This is a genomic window from Halobacillus trueperi (assembly GCF_003386945.1).
GTDB lineage: Bacteria > Bacillota > Bacilli > Bacillales > Halobacillaceae > Halobacillus > Halobacillus aidingensis.
On sequence record NZ_QUAE01000015.1, the window covers coordinates 1 to 17,303 of the forward strand.

The 17,303-nt window shown below is 38.8% G+C and carries 11 protein-coding genes, 1 rRNA gene and 1 pseudogene; 4 read left to right on the forward strand and 9 right to left on the reverse strand.

The window, feature by feature from the left end:
• From DYE48_RS15305 to DYE48_RS15315, 4 genes are all read right to left on the reverse strand, one after another.
• A 16S ribosomal RNA gene (locus DYE48_RS15305) occupies window positions 1–78 on the reverse strand; the annotation flags it as partial.
• Window positions 79–523: 445 nt separating this feature from the next.
• Window positions 524–649, reverse strand: coding sequence for a hypothetical protein (locus DYE48_RS21500; RefSeq protein ID WP_279629303.1), 126 nt, complete (start codon window positions 647–649; stop codon window positions 524–526).
• Between the two features lie 12 nt (window positions 650–661).
• Complete coding sequence (locus tag DYE48_RS15310) at window positions 662–1,009, reverse strand: DUF4260 domain-containing protein (protein ID WP_115824384.1); 348 nt, start codon at window positions 1,007–1,009, stop codon at window positions 662–664.
• Window positions 1,010–1,280: 271 nt separating this feature from the next.
• Window positions 1,281–1,715, reverse strand: coding sequence for a hypothetical protein (locus DYE48_RS15315; RefSeq protein WP_115824385.1), 435 nt, complete (start codon window positions 1,713–1,715; stop codon window positions 1,281–1,283).
• A 394-nt stretch (window positions 1,716–2,109) separates the two neighbouring features.
• On the opposite strand from DYE48_RS15315, the gene DYE48_RS15320 reads away from it, so the two are divergent.
• Window positions 2,110–2,679, forward strand: coding sequence for a hypothetical protein (locus tag DYE48_RS15320; RefSeq protein ID WP_115824386.1), 570 nt, complete (start codon window positions 2,110–2,112; stop codon window positions 2,677–2,679).
• Between the two features lie 437 nt (window positions 2,680–3,116).
• Here the strand turns inward: DYE48_RS15320 and DYE48_RS15325 are convergent, their stop codons facing one another.
• Together DYE48_RS15325 and DYE48_RS21205 are read right to left on the reverse strand one after the other, a co-directional pair.
• Window positions 3,117–3,749, reverse strand: coding sequence for a flavodoxin family protein (locus DYE48_RS15325; RefSeq protein WP_115824387.1), 633 nt, complete (start codon window positions 3,747–3,749; stop codon window positions 3,117–3,119).
• A 240-nt stretch (window positions 3,750–3,989) separates the two neighbouring features.
• Window positions 3,990–5,264 (reverse strand): hypothetical protein, encoded by a 1,275-nt coding sequence (locus tag DYE48_RS21205; RefSeq protein ID WP_167449521.1) that lies wholly within the window; start codon window positions 5,262–5,264, stop codon window positions 3,990–3,992.
• 210 nt (window positions 5,265–5,474) lie between these two features.
• Between DYE48_RS21205 and DYE48_RS15335 the strand changes: the two are divergent.
• From DYE48_RS15335 to DYE48_RS15345, 3 genes and pseudogenes are all read left to right on the forward strand, one after another.
• A pseudogene (locus DYE48_RS15335) lies at window positions 5,475–5,759 on the forward strand (DUF5655 domain-containing protein); the annotation flags it as partial.
• A 242-nt stretch (window positions 5,760–6,001) separates the two neighbouring features.
• Window positions 6,002–8,392: an McrB family protein gene (locus DYE48_RS15340; protein ID WP_115824388.1), complete on the forward strand. Its 2,391-nt coding sequence runs from the start codon at window positions 6,002–6,004 to the stop codon at window positions 8,390–8,392.
• Between the two features lie 24 nt (window positions 8,393–8,416).
• Window positions 8,417–10,912 (forward strand): restriction endonuclease-like protein, encoded by a 2,496-nt coding sequence (locus DYE48_RS15345; protein ID WP_115824389.1) that lies wholly within the window; start codon window positions 8,417–8,419, stop codon window positions 10,910–10,912.
• 629 nt (window positions 10,913–11,541) lie between these two features.
• On the opposite strand, the gene DYE48_RS15350 is transcribed toward DYE48_RS15345, so the two are convergent.
• The 3 genes from DYE48_RS15350 to DYE48_RS15360 form a co-directional block, all read right to left on the reverse strand.
• Entirely contained in the window at window positions 11,542–11,877 is a 336-nt protein-coding gene (locus DYE48_RS15350; protein WP_115824390.1) for a hypothetical protein, read from the reverse strand.
• Between the two features lie 682 nt (window positions 11,878–12,559).
• Entirely contained in the window at window positions 12,560–12,808 is a 249-nt protein-coding gene (locus DYE48_RS15355) for a hypothetical protein (protein ID WP_115824391.1), read from the reverse strand.
• A 145-nt stretch (window positions 12,809–12,953) separates the two neighbouring features.
• The gene (locus tag DYE48_RS15360; protein ID WP_147299288.1) at window positions 12,954–17,291 is read right to left on the reverse strand and encodes an AAA domain-containing protein; all 4,338 of its coding nucleotides are present in this window, start codon (window positions 17,289–17,291) and stop codon (window positions 12,954–12,956) included.
• Window positions 17,292–17,303: the final 12 nt, after the last annotated feature.

The following is a 17,303-nucleotide window of genomic DNA, read 5'->3' on the forward strand; positions in this document are numbered from 1 at the left end:
TCGCTTCCCGCGCTCGACTTGCATGTATTAGGCACGCCGCCAGCGTTCGTCCTGAGCCAGGATCAAACTCTCCATAAAAGTTAAGTTTGACTTGCTCATTTGCACACCGAATGTGCTTGTTTCAAATTCCTTCTATAAAGAAGAAATGTTTTGACGTACTGGTTGGTTCGTTCAGTTTTCAAAGATCAAATTTTTGTTTGCTGCTTCAAAAAAGCGACTTATTAAATATATCATTTCCTGCTGTTTCCGTCAACAACTTTTTTATGATTTATTTTTGTTAAGCCGTTTGCGGCTAGCCGCTCTCTTAAAGCGACAAGTAATAATATATCATGCGATTCGAAACGATGCAATAGGTTTTTATAATAATTATGATCATAGAGACAGGGATGCTGCCATTGGTTCAATTGATTCCGTCTCAGAATGATAACTCCACCGGAAATGGAGATTTTAATTTATGGAGTAAAAAAGCCGTGAGTTACTCTGCTTGTTCCCTTGTCATTTGCTTTCCGTCCCGAAGATAAGGTCACATCTCTTTTTCAGGGACGCCCCCCCTCAATACAAGAGAACCATGGAGAAATACGCCAACCAAATGATCTCCTCTGATTTTACGCATTTGTTCATTACATTCTTCGAGAAAATATTCGATCATCTCTCCTCCCTCTTAGACCTTTTGAAAATGTGTATCTTTGAAACCACTATGATGCTTCAAACCGTAACCAATCATCCTATCCATCCCGATATGACCCGTCCAAATAAGGCTGACCATCAATAACCAATCTAACGTTATAATGGTAGAAACGAGTAGGAGAGTGACCGGAAGGATGTAACTATGAAAGATATTGTAAACAATGGCCCCCACGCTTTCATTGATGACATAACCGATCATGGACACATCGAAAACGAACAAAAGAAAAATGCAGACGATCCAGCTGAAACTGTTTTGCTGGTAGAAATACAAGCTTGTGATAAAGATAACCGTGCCTTCTAAATGGAGAAAAAGTTTTGGCATACCATCACATCGCCTATGGATATTAAGTTTTATCCTCACACAACCGAATTACATAAATACCTATTCACCATACTAAAACCATGCTGGTCGATTTTTCGATGCTTTCCATCCTGTGGGTTTAAACCGAAACCGTATTCCTTCTATTTATAATGTTTTTCAATACGCCTCCACACTTCGATCACTAATCACCCAAAGAGATTCATCTTTGATCCGATGATCGACATACTCTAATTGATATTTTGAGTGGTGACACGTACCATAATTTAAAGCTTTATTCTCTTAACTTTGCATTCCAATAGTCAACAAACGTAATATAACCACCCTTATTTTGAAAGTATGGTACCAATTGCTCACCACGTAGTTTGTATGAGTTTATATAGGGTACTCCCTCTCGGTAAGCTTTTTCCATTCTATGATTGCCATCAATGATTTCGAACATGCCCGGCCTAATCTCAGCTTGAATGACAGGACGGTCTATATCCACAGAAGGTAAGTAGTCTTCATTTATTGCACCATGGAAATGAGTTTTGAACCATTCTCTTACATTAATTAACTCTTTTTCTACACACAGTTTGCCATCGATAATATGTTCATACATTCTTGTTATATTAAAGTTAAATATACCATTTGGATAAATCTCATCTCCCTCATAAACAGGAAGTGGTGTATAATCAGCATTCAGTCTCAACTCTCTACTTACATTCACTTCGCTTCCCCCTTGATCACGATAATATAAATTTCCACTTCATTATATTACATGATTTTGCCTTCCATTTCCTTAGTTAGGATAGTTACACATGAGAACTGATGTAGAAAAAGTTATTCAGAGCTTAAATAAATGTCCGACACCTTTTAGCTCTTAAAAACACCATAGTTCAGGCGAAATTGGCCAATACATTCCTTTCGAGCTAAGTGAGTATCATGCACCGAAATAAAGATAATAGCCCTGAAATGTTCCGGATTAAAATTACAAGCACGGCCCCCGTTAAAGCTTTTAACCTAAGGGATGAAAGCACATTACTAGCACATTACTGAAAAAATGAATAGGACAATCTTAAAGACTAATAGGTATTTATTAACACCTTCAGGGGGGGATTTAAATGCCAATGCGCGAGTATAGGATTGTTAATTTAAAGAATATGCTACCATCTCACCAAACGGATAAAGCAGATTCTACTTTTAAGGAAATATGGAAAATATCCAAACCTAAACCTACTCAATGTATAAAACTTGGTGAATATATAATTCTAAAAAATGATAAAGTTCAATCAGATGAAGTTATTTCTGTTAAAACACCGGACAAACAACAAAAGCAAAAAGTTATAGAAACTTATCCCCCACACTTAAAAAGTCAGATTCGATCCCTTGAAGTTGAATTAAAACTAACACAAAATCATTTAAAGAAGATAAAAAAAGAAGTTGAATCAGAGGAAATAAAACAGTTGAAAATAAGCAAACAGATAGAATTTCTAAAACATATAGCTAGTGAATTGAGAACTAATACCGATAACCAAAACTATATTAAACGGTTTAGAAATAGATATTCCTCTTTTAATGAGTGTCTTGATAAACGATTAAAGGGTCTAGCTCCAGAAGAAAAAGAAGAAGTAATAACGCTACTGGATGACTTAAAAGAAAGGATTATTGAAGTAGAGAAATATATCAAATGATTTATAAACATCAGAATGAATAACCAACCTGTAGCTTTCTAAAATTCTAGACGCTTACTCGGTACTCGGGGATTGCTAATTTTTCGCTATTTGCTTTCCTTTCTTATGAGTCAAAAACAAACTATCGAGATTTAACTCTTTACACTTTAGCAGAGTAGGCAGGCACCGACATTTTAGGAAGCGCAGGGACGGTTCTTGTGCTTCCCCAAGTTCGGTTCGAATCTAATTGAAGTATGAAAATATAAGGTTCCCTATGGATCAGAAAGAAAGAATAGATTTTTGGACCTTTTCTAGGGATGAACTTTGCTCTTTCAGAACCATTTAAAGAACAGCAAAAAAGAGAGAAAAGCCCGAATGGCTCTCCTCTCCTGTAACAATCATCATTTATATGCTTAGGAAGCGCATGAACCCGTCCCCGCGCTTCCCTTTTTAGCGCTTTACTGCATCACATTCCCTACAGCCGGAATCGGATTCTCTTTTAAAATCCGGGCAAGGTGCAGTGTATTATAAGCAAGCATCTTCACATGACCCTTTGTAAATTCATTGTCATTTCCATCCACATCCAAATAGGATGGCCCTGGACCGGCTTCTCCGACCCAGTACGTATCCACATTCGGAGGAATCAAAAAGCCGAGATTTGACTGGGCATATAAAATCGAAGAGGCTGCTTTTTTGGCACCATCTTCATTTCCTGTGATGATTACACCACCGACTTTGTTATAGAAAATGGACTGTCCTTCTTCATTCGTTTCACTACTGCTTCCATCCAGTCTTTCAATCGCCAGTTTAGCCAGGCTGCTTTTCTCTCCCAACCATATCGGGGTTCCGATCATGACGATATCTGCTTCCTTCACTTTCTCTAAGATCAGCGGCCATTCATCCTCTCCCCCCAGGTCAGCACTAATCCCGAAAGGAATATGATAATCGGCCAGCCGCACCATTTCCGTCTCTGTACCTTCGTCTTCCATTATATTTAATACTTCTTGACTGAGTCCTCCTGTATTAGAAGGTTCTTCAGCACTCGTCTGTTTTAAAGATGCATTGAGCACGAGAGCTTTCAATTTACTCATCTTATCTACCTCCTATTTATATATTTCCATTCCCTTCGACAAAAGAATTCAATCTGAAATTCGCCTACCTTCTCGAGATCATACAATCATGTAACATTTATATACTTAGGAAGCGCACGTAAAAACGGTGCCTGACCCCCACTGCTTTACCAATGTAAAAGATTGGGGATCAGGCACCGAGATCTCAAGCGGTCTCATTCTCTCTGGGGGGGCATTACTCTGAAACGAACCCTTTTTCTACTACTCCTGTTTAATCGGAACAAACACTCGATGTTTGTTATTTTCGGTAGGGATATATAGGATTTTAGTTTCCTTATATGGTAGTTCAACGACCTCATCGATGATTTTATCAATGTCATCGCTTTGCTTATTTTGTTTCATATCTTTTTTTACTGTTTTCAAGCCTTTGTTTTCTAACACAACACTTTTTTTCACTTTATTAACATCCAATTTAGACTTACCAAGAATAATCCCCCTAACTCCTAATTCAGCTAGAATACCCCAACCTTTAAGAGTAGGACTATCAGTTAATTCTTCTAACCTTCTTTCGAATTCTCCCTCTTTACCAAACAATTCTTTACTACTTTGTTGCTGTATCTTCAAATAAACTCTCTCAGCCTCTGAGTTAATATTTTGATAAAAGCTGTCAGCATAACTTTGTTTCAACTGCCCTATTAGTCCATTAATAAACTCTAGTTGTCCACCAATCTTCATTCTTGTTCCGATCTCGATTAGACTCGCGATCAAAGATAACTTATTAGCCTCAAAAGCAATCGTCATTGTAAAATTAATATCCTCAAGATTCTTCACCAGAGCTTTGGACTTAAGCTCCAAGTTCCATTCACTTTCTTGTCTTTTTAACCGATACTTATATTCTTCGTAAATTTCATCTGCACTTTTTTTATAACCTCTAATCGCAGATAAATCAGTAGCATCAACTAACTCTCGATCTGCAATCTCAGACAAACCCTTTCTTGCTGCAATTAAACGTCCGATGTTTGCATCATGATGAAAATTTATAAGCATTTCTAATTTCGCATCCATTTTTTTAATATGAGCAGTAATTTCATTCAAATAATGTGTTCCTGAAATAGCTGACATCACTTGCATTCCTGCTGAAAGAATCATTGCCGGGTTCACTGAAGCACGTAAACCGACGTGAGCAAAACCAGCATGCTCAACTAAACTTCCCGATGCATCTCTCACCATTGTTGATGTAGTTCCGTTTGCAAATTTAGATAGATTTACAGGGTTTGTAGTTGCAGTAAACAAGCCATTAGGTGCTTTTTCTGCAATTTGAGCTAACGTCATGCCTTGATTCGCAACTTGCAAAGCCGACTGTGAAACGTTTCCCGTCATCAATGACGATTCAGAAACAAAGACCTCCTTGTATTTTTCCTTTGTTTCTAATTTATCATCTGTTACCTTTTCCAAAGAAAGTTCCCCGACAATAGGGTTAGAGAAAATAATTTCATTGATTTCATCCGAATTATCTAACCTTTTATCTTCAAACAAATTAACTATCTCCCTTCCTTTTTCTCTAGATATATTATACATGCATTCTCTATGTAACATGGGGACGAGTAAATTTTAGTTTACTATTGGTTTAGTTAGATTAACATGGTGGGAAAATTAATCGACAGGAGAAAAAATGTCTTCATAAGAAAGTGCCTGACCCACACCACGTTAGCACTTTAGCGCAGTGGGGGTCAGGCACTCTTTTTTTATCTTGAGGCTCTAGGTGATGATGTGCAAATGAAAACATTAAAGAATTATATTGCTTTTAAGCGGATCAAAAATTTTGCCTGTGTGGAAGTTCATCCGTCTACGAAGAAAATTTTGCTCTATGTAAAGGTTAATCCTGATACAGTTGACTTACAGAAAGGGTTCACGCGTGATGTCCGAAATATCGGGCATTATGGTACAGGGGATTTGGAGATTACGATTAGCAGTGATGAGGATTTGGAGAAGTCTAAATCGTTTATTGATATGAGTTATGATGTTAGTTAATAATTATTATATGAGGAAATGGATGAGAGCGGTAACAGTGGAATGACATACTTGATGAGATATAAAAATGAGCCAGTCTCCTTTTCTAGGAGTACTGGTTTTTTTATACAATCATTAGTCGTTCAATAAAATGTATCTTGCCCCCTCCATTTAATATCATAGTGGTAAAGAAAGCCAAACATTAGAAACTACTTCCATTTGTGATACCATAAAAGGAAAATGTCACTGACCGGAGGATTTCCATGCTTAATAAATTTATTTTAGATTTTGCTAAGCAATCAGAGGTTGTTTATACCTTAAGTACAAATGCACCCAATTACATAGTCTCATCTAGTGAAAAAGGTATCCATGTAGAAACTAAGTCTTCACGCAATAAATTCAATGAGGGTAAAAAGGAAGTCCCTTACGTACTTATTCGTAACGACTGGCTAGAACAAGCATTAGGAATCTTAATAGATAAAAGAACCGTTAATGATCAGGATTTTGTGGATTTAGGAAGAAGGCATTCTTTTATACTCGCTTTTTTGTCTTCCCTTCCCTTCGTAGAAAAACTTAAAAATAACCAAGTTCAGCTTAAAACATTCACCACACTAGACATTCCTTTTAGTACTATTGACCAAACAATGACAATGCTTCAAGAATTGATTGATGGCGAATATACAGCAGATTCTATAGCCCAAAAGTTTAAAGATGACAATATGAAACGGCTAAAGGCGCATGCTCGTCAAAATTTACGATTACTTGGTTACTTAAATAAAGACAATAAACTGGTGAATAAAGATAATTCCATTCAAGAAGTTAAAAAAAGAATACTTCAAAGTCCATTTGTACATATGGTGTATGAATCTTTAAAGTTTATGGACATGTATAACTACAAGGAAAAGCTAGAAGTCTTGCGAGAAATTGCTTATTTAACTGTTGTGAGTTCAACAGATCAAACAACCATCAAAGAATCTGTTGCTGAAAAAGGAATTAGAAACATTTTCAACTGGCTAAAGTACGCGAAGTTAATAGATGGAGATGGGAATGTGATAGAGATGTCTGAAAAGGTAAATAAAAACCGGAATTACTGGTGGGTGAACCAAGGTCAAACAGCTAAAGATGAAGTAGAAGGCGGTTTCCTATGGGCCCCTAAAAGAAACAAACAAGGCACCCCTCTCACCCATCATACGGATCTTCTTAAAGCTAATCCGGGAGATGTTGTATTCGCTTATTCGCAGGGGGCTATCCATTCCATCTGTGAAGTAACAGAGAATGCTGTCACTAGTAAGAAGCCTTCTACGTTTGCTACAGATCTGTGGGAAGAAGACGGCAACCTCCTCCGCGTCCAATATTTCCCGCTATCACCTAAGTTAAAAAAGGTTACTATTCCAGAGGATAAACGGAAAAAAGAAGTTGGACCTTTTGATGTGAACGGAAATGTGAAACAGGGTTATTTTTATTCAGTATCCAAAGAATTTGCTGAATATCTTCTAAGTTCGTTTCAAGACAGCTTTCCAGCAACTTTCAAACTTGAAGGGTCAACACGCAAAACAACAAATCTCTCAGAGAAAAGATTGGTCAATCATATATACAATTATATTAAGAATGAAGGCTTTTACTATAAAGAAGAAGAAGTGAAAAGTCTTTACCTCTCCTTACGAACAAAACCTTTTGTCATCCTTTCGGGCATTTCAGGGACTGGAAAAACAAAAATTGTTGAAAAGTTTGCAAATAGTATCGGGGCAACCGAAGAAAATGGACAGTTTCACCTCATTCCTGTGCGTCCCGATTGGAGTGATGGTTCAGAATTGATTGGGTTTGAAGATATTAAAGGAGATTTCAAACCTGGCCCCTTAACAAAGGTACTGCTTGAAGCAGAAAAGAACCCTGAGCTTCCTTACTTTGTTCTTTTAGATGAAATGAATCTAGCGAGAGTTGAATATTACTTCAGCGATTTATTAAGTGTGATGGAAAGCCGTAGATGGGTAGGAGATCAGATTGTCACCTCTCAAATACCTACACCGGAAAGCTTTAGTAAACGCGTAATAATTCCTGATAATGTTTATATTATCGGCACCGTCAATATGGACGAGACGACACATCCTTTTAGCTCGAAGGTGTTAGACCGTGCAAATACGCTGGAATTTAATGAAGTGGATCTTAGCTTCTTTCCAAGTCTACAGGATAATCAAGAAGTTGAGGATTATCCTGTTACGAACGACGTACTTAAGACAAAGTATTTAACATTAAAGGATGCAATAACTGATTATCAGTCGATCATTAAGCACACAACAAATCGGCTTATAGACATCAACAATATTTTAAAAAAGAATAAGACTCATTTCGGATATCGAATTCGCGACGAGATTTGTTTCTATATGATTTACAACCAACTAGGTCAATTGATGACACCAAAAGAAGCATTTGACCGACAACTATTACAGAAAGTCTTGCCAAAGATAAATGGAAGTGATTTTGCTACGGCTGAGATTATCGAGGAGTTGTTTACTTACTGCACAGGCCAGGCCCTTGATATGGTGAACTATGAGCAAGCGATCGAACATGCTCACTTCCCTAAATCAGCTGAAAAGTTAGCCATTATGTATAAGAATCAAGAACAGCACGGCTTCACTTCATTTTGGTTAGGTTAAAAGCTGATAAGGAGGTGGGTACACATGTCTCACGCCAATGATACGAACCTGCTGGTCATTGAAAATGAAGAGTTTTCCGTGCATTTGAAGGGCAGGCCATTCAACAGTCGCTTTGAAAATTTAAAAAGCTATAAGAAAAAGGTCCATGTACAAGAACAAGCAATGACATTAAAGGTACATGCGTTAGAAGAGACAGCTGTTCATGTCTTCCATCCTGTTCTAGAAAGAATGATAGACCTTTCTGAAGGACCCTTTCCACCTATCTTCTTTGAAAATGAAGTTTATCAGCTAGTGGTCGTTTCTAAAACTGGCAAAGAACTTTCTTTCTATCATGAACATCCTTTAGTTCGAAGATCTGTAAGCAAAGAAAAAGTCGGAGATATTACCTTTTTAATGGGGCAACTTCAATTTATGAATGAGGTCGGCTTAACACAATTTAGTATTCTAGATGGTAAGGATCAGCTAGCTGATATAACGATAGAACTGTTTCCAACAAAACTTGATTACAAAGAGGACTATAAGCGTCTATTAGCGGAAGTAAGCGAAGAAGTGTATAATTTAGCTTTTCATTTTATGAAAAAGACGTTTCTTGGGGCGTCAAAAATTTCATCAAAGTCCCCTTCTCAAGCAGAATTTCACAGGTTACTTCATCATTATTTCGATCGATTTGTGAACGCCATAAAACTCATCGAAAGGCAACCGCACCATCAATTAATCACTGAATATCACAAGGTAAGAGGCGATCAACTAAGACGAACGGATAGTCAGTCTCGAAAATATTTACGGAAGAGGCCCTATTTGTTCAAAGAGACTAGCCATGGAGTTACGATAAATGAAAAACAAATGATGCCAGAACGTGGATTAAATGCTAAAAAGACTCTTTCCTTTGATACATTGGAAAATCGTTTCGTGAAATTCATGATGATCCGACTGCAGGAGAAAATAAAATCCTTGAGCTATCAGGTGGAGCGTTATCTGAGCAATTCCCCTTCTGCTGATCGTTCTATATTGAATACATTAACCTTCATGCAAGGAAAACTGTATGCTATTGAAAGATCTCCCTTTTGGCGTCAAATCAGTCGATTGGATCGATCCGTACTCACGTTAGTCATGCAAATGAAGCAAGGGTATCGGGATGCTTATATGATTTACTTAGTATTATCGCAAGGGCTCTCCCTCCAAGGAGAAATCTTTAAAATGTCTGTAAAGGATGTAGCAACCCTATACGAATATTGGACGTATTTAAAGATGGGGCAAATTTTGCATAAGAAGTATGAAGCCATTGACCAAGATATTATAAAGATTAAACGAAACGGGCTTTTTGTGGACCTTGATCAAAGCAAATCGGCCAAACGAAGGTTCCAGCATCCTTTTACAGGAGAACAAATCACGCTTGGCTTTCAGGAAAGACACCCGTCGTCTCCTACAGTACGGCAAAAACCAGATATTATGTTGACGGTAGAAAAGAAAGGCCATCCTTATGCTTATCAGTATATTTTTGATGCGAAATACCGCATCGATTTTGGCCAGTCAGAGAACGAAGCGTCTACCCCTAGTCCGATGGAAGAGGATATTAATACGATGCACCGATACCGGGACGCCTGGGTTTATAAAAATGACGGACCATACGAACGCTATGCCTTCGGTGCTTATGTGCTATTTCCGTGGATGGATGAAGAGAATTATGAATCTCATCCTTTTTATAAAAGCATTGATGAAGTCAATATTGGGGGCCTCCCGTTTTTACCGAATACAAATCGATTAGTTGAAGAGTTTTTGGAACACTTAATTGAAAGCAGTCCGGAAGACTTACAAACCCAAGGCATCTTACCAAAAGGATCGCTTGAATACTGGGAGTCCTCTCTCGATGAAAAAGTTCTGGTTGGAGTAGTTAACGACCACAAGAGGTTGACGGCGCATTTGCAACATCGTTTCTACCATATTCCCTTAAAGCAATTAAAAAAAGGGTGGCAAGAAGCCAAACACATTGCTCTCTATATTACACAAAAGGCTGCAGAAAATGGGTCATCCAACGGTATTACCTATTACGGGGAAATAACAAATGTAGATATAGTAAAACGTTTCGAACTGAAAGAGGTCCCAAGTCGGTCTCAAGAACTCTATGTGAAATTCACTGTAAAAGAATGGGACTCTTTACCGAAGACCATCCGTCCTGTTGGATACGGGATACAAGTCTATACTTTAACGACATTAACAATGTTGCAGCATGCAAAAGATTTACCTGAGTTATTTATGAAATCAAATACCGAACTGAAATTGTGGCGGTTCCTACGCAGGTATTCCAATAAGGTTCAGACCATACTAGATCATACGCATTTAGATAATTCTACAGGGGTAAAATCCTTTGGCATTGGTCATAACGTTATCGAATTGGATGAAAGTCATAACCGTCTTGTGATTCATGACTCACATGGTAACCAAACTGTGGAGTCATTAAAAGATTTCAAACGGACTCCTGTACCTATTTATAAGAAAATCCAAAAGGTGTTAAGCAACTAAGACTTAATAATCTACAGTAGTTTGCCAGGACCTAGAAGCAGTAACTCTTTTTCCCTCCTATCTACAACTAGACTAGATCCTGGCACTAATAACTTATTGAACAACCCACTCCCCCATTTTTTAGCCCTTATTGAACGATTCAATTTGGTTCTAAGATATAGGATATGATGGTGCCTGACCTCTGCCGCGTTAACAATTTAGCGAAGTGGGGATCAGGCACTTCCTTTCAAACGCTCTTTTCACGGAAAAACCACACCTAGTTACCAAGTAAAAAAGCAGGACCTGAATGCACGTACACCCCGCTATCCATGGTGTCTGACGCTGGCCCGGATGTGTCAAAGGAGGCACTCTTACAGCGATCGCTCCATAAAATCCAATGATCTCAACAATGTGGGTCTGACTCCATGACTGCTATGCAGCACCCCTCTTCCTTTGGCTAAAAGCATTACACTAAGGCCTGCTGGAAATGGCATTGAGGTGCCTGCCCCCGTCGCGGTTAACACTTTAGCGAAGTGGAGGCAGGCACTTTTCTTGTTACTGTCGAACTCAGGCACTATCATCTAATGCTTTAATTTTTAGCAGTCCCTTTTCATAGAGAGTACATGCTTGCTGACAAATACACTTGTGGTTTAATGTAACTCTGATACATATGCATATGCGATAGCAGAACCTGTCCCAAATTTATTTTTTAGGATTTCATTAGATGATTGCATTTTATTCAACATTCCTTCATCAATGGGAGATCCTTCAAAAAAGCTTCTACCTGATTCTGTTCCCTCTTCAATCTGATACCATTTTGTAGGCTGGTACCCACAAACAACTTCACCATTATTTATCCCAAGTACAAACCTGATATGCTTTAATCTTTTTCTATTTATCTTCCAGTTTCCATTGGTAGATTCATAAAGGGTTTTACCTTCCTTAATTGCGTTATGTATCTTAACCATCAAAATTTCCTGCTCCATTGATTATCAACCCCAATTATTCTTAATTATCCGTATACATCTTTCAATAACAATTTCATAAGGAACGCCTGCTCTCCGCTTCGCTAAAGTGTTAACTCAGTTGGTGTCAGACACTTTCATTAATTAAAAGGGTTCAGATTTTTTCATGTTTGGAAGCCGAGCAGATGAGATGACGGCACACATGGAGTCAGACCCACAGTGATGGGAGCATTGAAGCTCCTGAAGCGTTCGCTGTAACAGTGCCTCCCGCATAAACATCCGGGCCAGCGTCAGACACCATGGATGGTAGGACGCTCCTGTATCGATCTTTTACTTGATCTTGCTACACAGGGCTTCTGGACAGAAGAAGTTATTATTAAACTAGAAAGAGCAGATGGACTACCTGGGTCAATTCTAAGGCTCTTTTAAGGACATGAATGATCTTTATCTTGTTTTAGTTACTTGCTAAAAGTCTCCTTTATTCTCTTGTCTTCTTTTTAATTGTATAATTTATGATCAAAATACCTTTTGTCTAGGAGTCAGGTAGTGACTAATACCCGTAAAAGTAACTATTTGAAGAAGAGAGGAGGCAAATTTAGCAGCTTCCTCTCCCTTGTAATTATTCCCGTCTATTTTTAGTCGTTATAACGTAGCATTAAATCTGATAAAAAAGATTTAACCTTACCTTGCCCTTTGACAAATCTTAAATAGTATTCAATTCAATCGTATCGAGCGAAGAAGAAATTGAATCTAACTTTTCATTCACATCAGTAATGGAATTATATAATCCCCGCCCCATAATTTCATCAAGTTTATCGTACAAATCTGATACAGAATCATATACGCCGCTCCCTTTTAAACTCTCGATGGAACGGTCAATATCATCCAACTTCCTATTCATTTCTTGCAACTCCATTTTTATATCTCTTAAAATATCCACTAGTTCTTCCATGATATCTCTCCTCATATGATATGTTTTAAAACTTTTATTAGAGGAATCTTCAGGTGGCATCAGATCCCCTAAGTTATGCCACCCGGCTTTAATCCTCTAATAATTTTTCTCCTTTAACTCTTCTGAAAAATTCCTTATCTCATCACTATACTTCTGCACTTTCTTTATTTGGTTCAATTCCCATGCGGTCCAACTTCTCCCACAAACTCTCAAGCGCATTTTTGCGGTCCAGATAAAAGTCTCTCCCACGTACACGCCAGAACTCCCAGCCAGCTCTTTCGAGAGATTCCTGACGAATCATGTCTTCTTCAAATTTCTCTGGTCCGTGCCAAGCTTCACCATCGCATTCGACCGCTAGTCGATTTCGCATCCCTTCAACCACTAAATCTATACGATAGCGACCAACTTTCACTTGAGGGGTCACTTTATATCCTTGAGCCAAAATCATACGCAATACATCCACTTCAAACGGTGAATCACATAACTTTTCCAAATCCTCCACTTCGTTATTTACTCGGTTCGGTTCTTTACAATAACTGAGTAGGCGATAGCGCAAATCATCGGTTTTCAAGTCTTGTGAATCGACAGAGTGATAGAGTCTCATTTGGTTTTTGGCACGGCTGGCCGCAACGTTGATTCGCTGTTTCTCACTATTTTTGGTCAACGCTCTGAAGTTGCGCTTTGGAGCAACGACCATGGATAGGAAGATGACATCTCTTTCGTCCCCTTGCAAAGTATAAGCGTCTCCACAAATTACTTTCCTTCGAACGAACTCTTCGTCACCAATGGCCTCTCTGATTTTCGTTTCAATTAAGGAGGATTGTTTCTTCCCTTGTAGTGCGATGACGCCGAAGGACTGATCATTGTATCTAGGATCATTAATCATTTGTTCGATGTCTGAGACAATCTTTTCTGCTTCAGGAACGTTGAGATCCTTTTCCCTCTCATCGTTGTACCCGTCTTCGACTTTAATAGCGGTTACCGGCGGGTCCAACTTTTCCTCCTCCACAGGTAGGCGGAGAGGAATCATCTCTCCCCCGTAACTCAAATCGTTAGAGAATTGGATGATTTCTGGTACACACCTGAAGTGTTCTCTTAACATCAACTTGCCTTCTTTCGGAAACGTTTGTTCAGCGATTTCATACAAGGAGATGTTCCCGTCAAACAAATTAGCGTTAGGGACATCTTGTAAATAGCGACGGACAAGCTCATTGACTTCATCGTGTTTAATTCCGATTGATTGCGGGCTGATTTGTTCTTCGTCTCCGACGACAATCATTTTCTTACCACGAAGTAAGACATTGGTAGAGAAGAGGTCACACTGGCTGCTTTCATCAAATATGATGACGTCGAATTTATCATTGGTTACTGGGAAATTCTCAAGAACTTGGTTGATTGGCATGACCCATACTGGGATTGCTCCTTGCGCCGTCTTCATAGACTCTCTTGCACCTTTCAAGTTTGTCTGTGCGGATTTGCCGCTTCCCTTTCCATATCGTTTAATATAAGACTTCCATGACGATAGCGCTCGCTTTTCCGATTGAGTGATTCTTTCCAGCTGTGATTTCCATGTGGAAGCTGTGACTACTTCACTAATCAATCTTTTCTGTTCTTTATGTTCTTCCTCTAATTTATCTTTTAGCCTAGCTACGTTCATGTCTTTGGTTTCATCCAACCAAGTCTGAAGTTTCCTTAACTCCAAGGCTTCTTTATAATCATCAATATACATCCACTCTCTGCCTACGGATGATTCGATAGAGGCGGCTGTTGCTGGAAGCACCTCTTTTAGCTTATGGAGAAGATCATAAAATTGATGGACAAGTTTCTTCTTTTCACCAAATGCTAGCAGCTTTTCTGTGGTTTCCGCCCATTTGTCTTTATCGTTTGTTTCCATCGCTTGGATGAAGTCGAAAATTATGGGGTGCATCTCTTTCTCATTGCTCATTTCTCGAAGCTTAGACACTTCTTCTTCCTGCTTGATTTTCCAATGATTGAGGCTGATGTATTTTTCAGCGATGGTCAGTTCTTCTTTTACCCTCTCGACTTGGTCAAAGGAATAAAAATCGATTTCTGCCCCTGCAGGGAAATAACTTTCGGCTTTTTTGACTTCATCAGCAAAACGGATGATATCGTTGATCTCTTTCAGCACTTCTTCAGCTTCATGAGGAAATCGACTAGAACTTCTGTCGACTGTCTTTCCGTTCACTTCCTGCATATTGCCGTTTAAGATTCTCGTGGTTTCTTCTTTCATTTTTTCATATTGCGTATGTTTCTTAATGATCTCCAAATCTTCCTGTCGATCGACTGGCTTACCATTCAACACTTTCTCTTCAAATAGGTATTTGGTATTCTTTCCTTTGAACAAGAAAAAGAACATCGATGCTTTCTTACCTGCGGCTAAATGTTCTCTAGCTATCTCTGCATCAGTCTGAATTTCCTGAAGGTCTGTTTTTGGAAGGTTAATTTCATGAGTGATGAGATCATTATACATAGCAAAAAGATGCTGGATGCTATCCTGTTGTTCTGAAAGCAACTTTTTCCAACGTTCTTCTCGAACTCCTCCTGATTTGAGATCTTCTGTAATCATCACGGATGACTCTTTTTCCATCGTCGCTTGGAGAGCAAGAATCTCTTGCAACTGCCGTTTCATTTCAAGTATCGTTTCTTTATTCTTATTCAGTTGATAAGTTTCAAGGATCGACTTTCCTTCCTCCTCGTAATCGTTCAAGAAATCTCCTTCTTGAACCAATTCATCGAAGGTCGGAACACTCATGATCTCTTTTTCCAATTTCGGTAATCTCTTTCCATACAGAGTCAAATCATCGAGAGCTAAGCGTCCGCGCAATTTCCAAAGCTCTGCCCAATCTTCCTGTTGCAATGGAAAGCTAGTATTCAATTTCACGTCATCTTTAATCCATTTATAATTTGTATCAGTCTTTGAAAGTTTCTTAGCTACGTCATATTTATAGAGTTTTTCACCGTTGTACGTAAGAGGTGTACCTTCTTCTTTGGCATATGTCTTCAATTCATTGGTCAAACGAGCCTCTTCACGGTTGCTCTGGTCTAGGGATTCTAAATTACGTTTTATTGTTTTTTCTAGGGAATCGGTGTCTAATTCGCCCAATTTTTCACTTAAGGTTCGGATGGATCGTTCGATTCCCTCCATTGATTCTCTACCTCCGCCTAGGACAGGTACACATAAATCGCGGATGGATTCAGGAATTTTATCCTTGAGTACCTTCAAAGCGTTTTCCTTTTGAGAAGTGATAAGTATACGCTTTCCTTGCGCCAAGAAATGAGACACTAAGTTTGCAATCGTATGCGTCTTTCCCGTCCCTGGAGGCCCTTGTACGGTAACCCCGAAGTTGCGGTCAATACGGTTCACGATATCTTTCTGTTGTTCATTCGCAGGAAGAGGGAAATAAAGATGATCCTTCGGCAAAGGAGTCGATTCATCTCCTGTTGATACCGACTGTTCTTCTTTTTCTGCTGATTCCCCTTCAAAAATAGAAGTCACAGCCTCCGTCATTTCAATCGAACCATTCTCAATCCCGCTTATGATTTGCTCTAAATCTTCACGCAGAACGCGCACCTTTTTACCTCTTAGAGAAAAGATTTCTTGTTCATATAGGACAGGGGTGGATGTAATGTTCACGGTTGCATCGGAATCCCCCTCGTAAGTACCATCAGGGTGAATTAAAGACATATACTTATGGAACAAATCAGAGAAATCATCGCGAATGTCCCTTTCCTTCATCTCTTCAATAACATGATCTAACTGCTGTAGATTTGGTAAACTGATACTTGAAAGCATATCTCTTTCTATCTTAACGTTATCATTGACCACTTCTGCGACGATCAAGCTCTTTTCTGCAATAAGATTGAGCTCTAATTTACTCGTAATTAACGGGTGACGGATCGTACCGATTTTCTGATCACTATGTTGCCAAGTCAATATACCTCGTCCATAAATGAACTCAATCGTGTCGCCTTCACGTTCGAAGCGGGAGATTAAGTGAAAGAAATCATTATATAATTCCGATACAACTTTCTTCTCTTTCAGTTGTTCCGCCCATGCTTTCCATTCTTCTTTCCATGCCGTGAAGCGCTTGACCCGATCAGCTTCCGCATTAAAAGAAATGGTTTCTTCATTGTCTTCCTCATTTTTGATGCTACGTTCCATATAGTGGACCGGTTCTTTCTTCTCATTTTTGTATGAACCATTGATCCATTCCCTGATTTCTTCCGAAGGTTGAGGTGGCCTTTTATCTTGATCCGTAATCTGGGGCTTTTTTATCTCAAGAAAGTTCTTCTCCTCTTCACAATCATCTAAGACTCGACACCCTTCCAAGTTATTCAACGTGTCGAGCTCCCATGATTTTTCAAATTTTTTATAATCTCTATCCACTTTTCCAACTAAGTTATTCAGTTCTAACAAATACTTAAAAAAGCGTGCACCTTTATCACTTTGTACAGTCTGCACAACGAACACCTC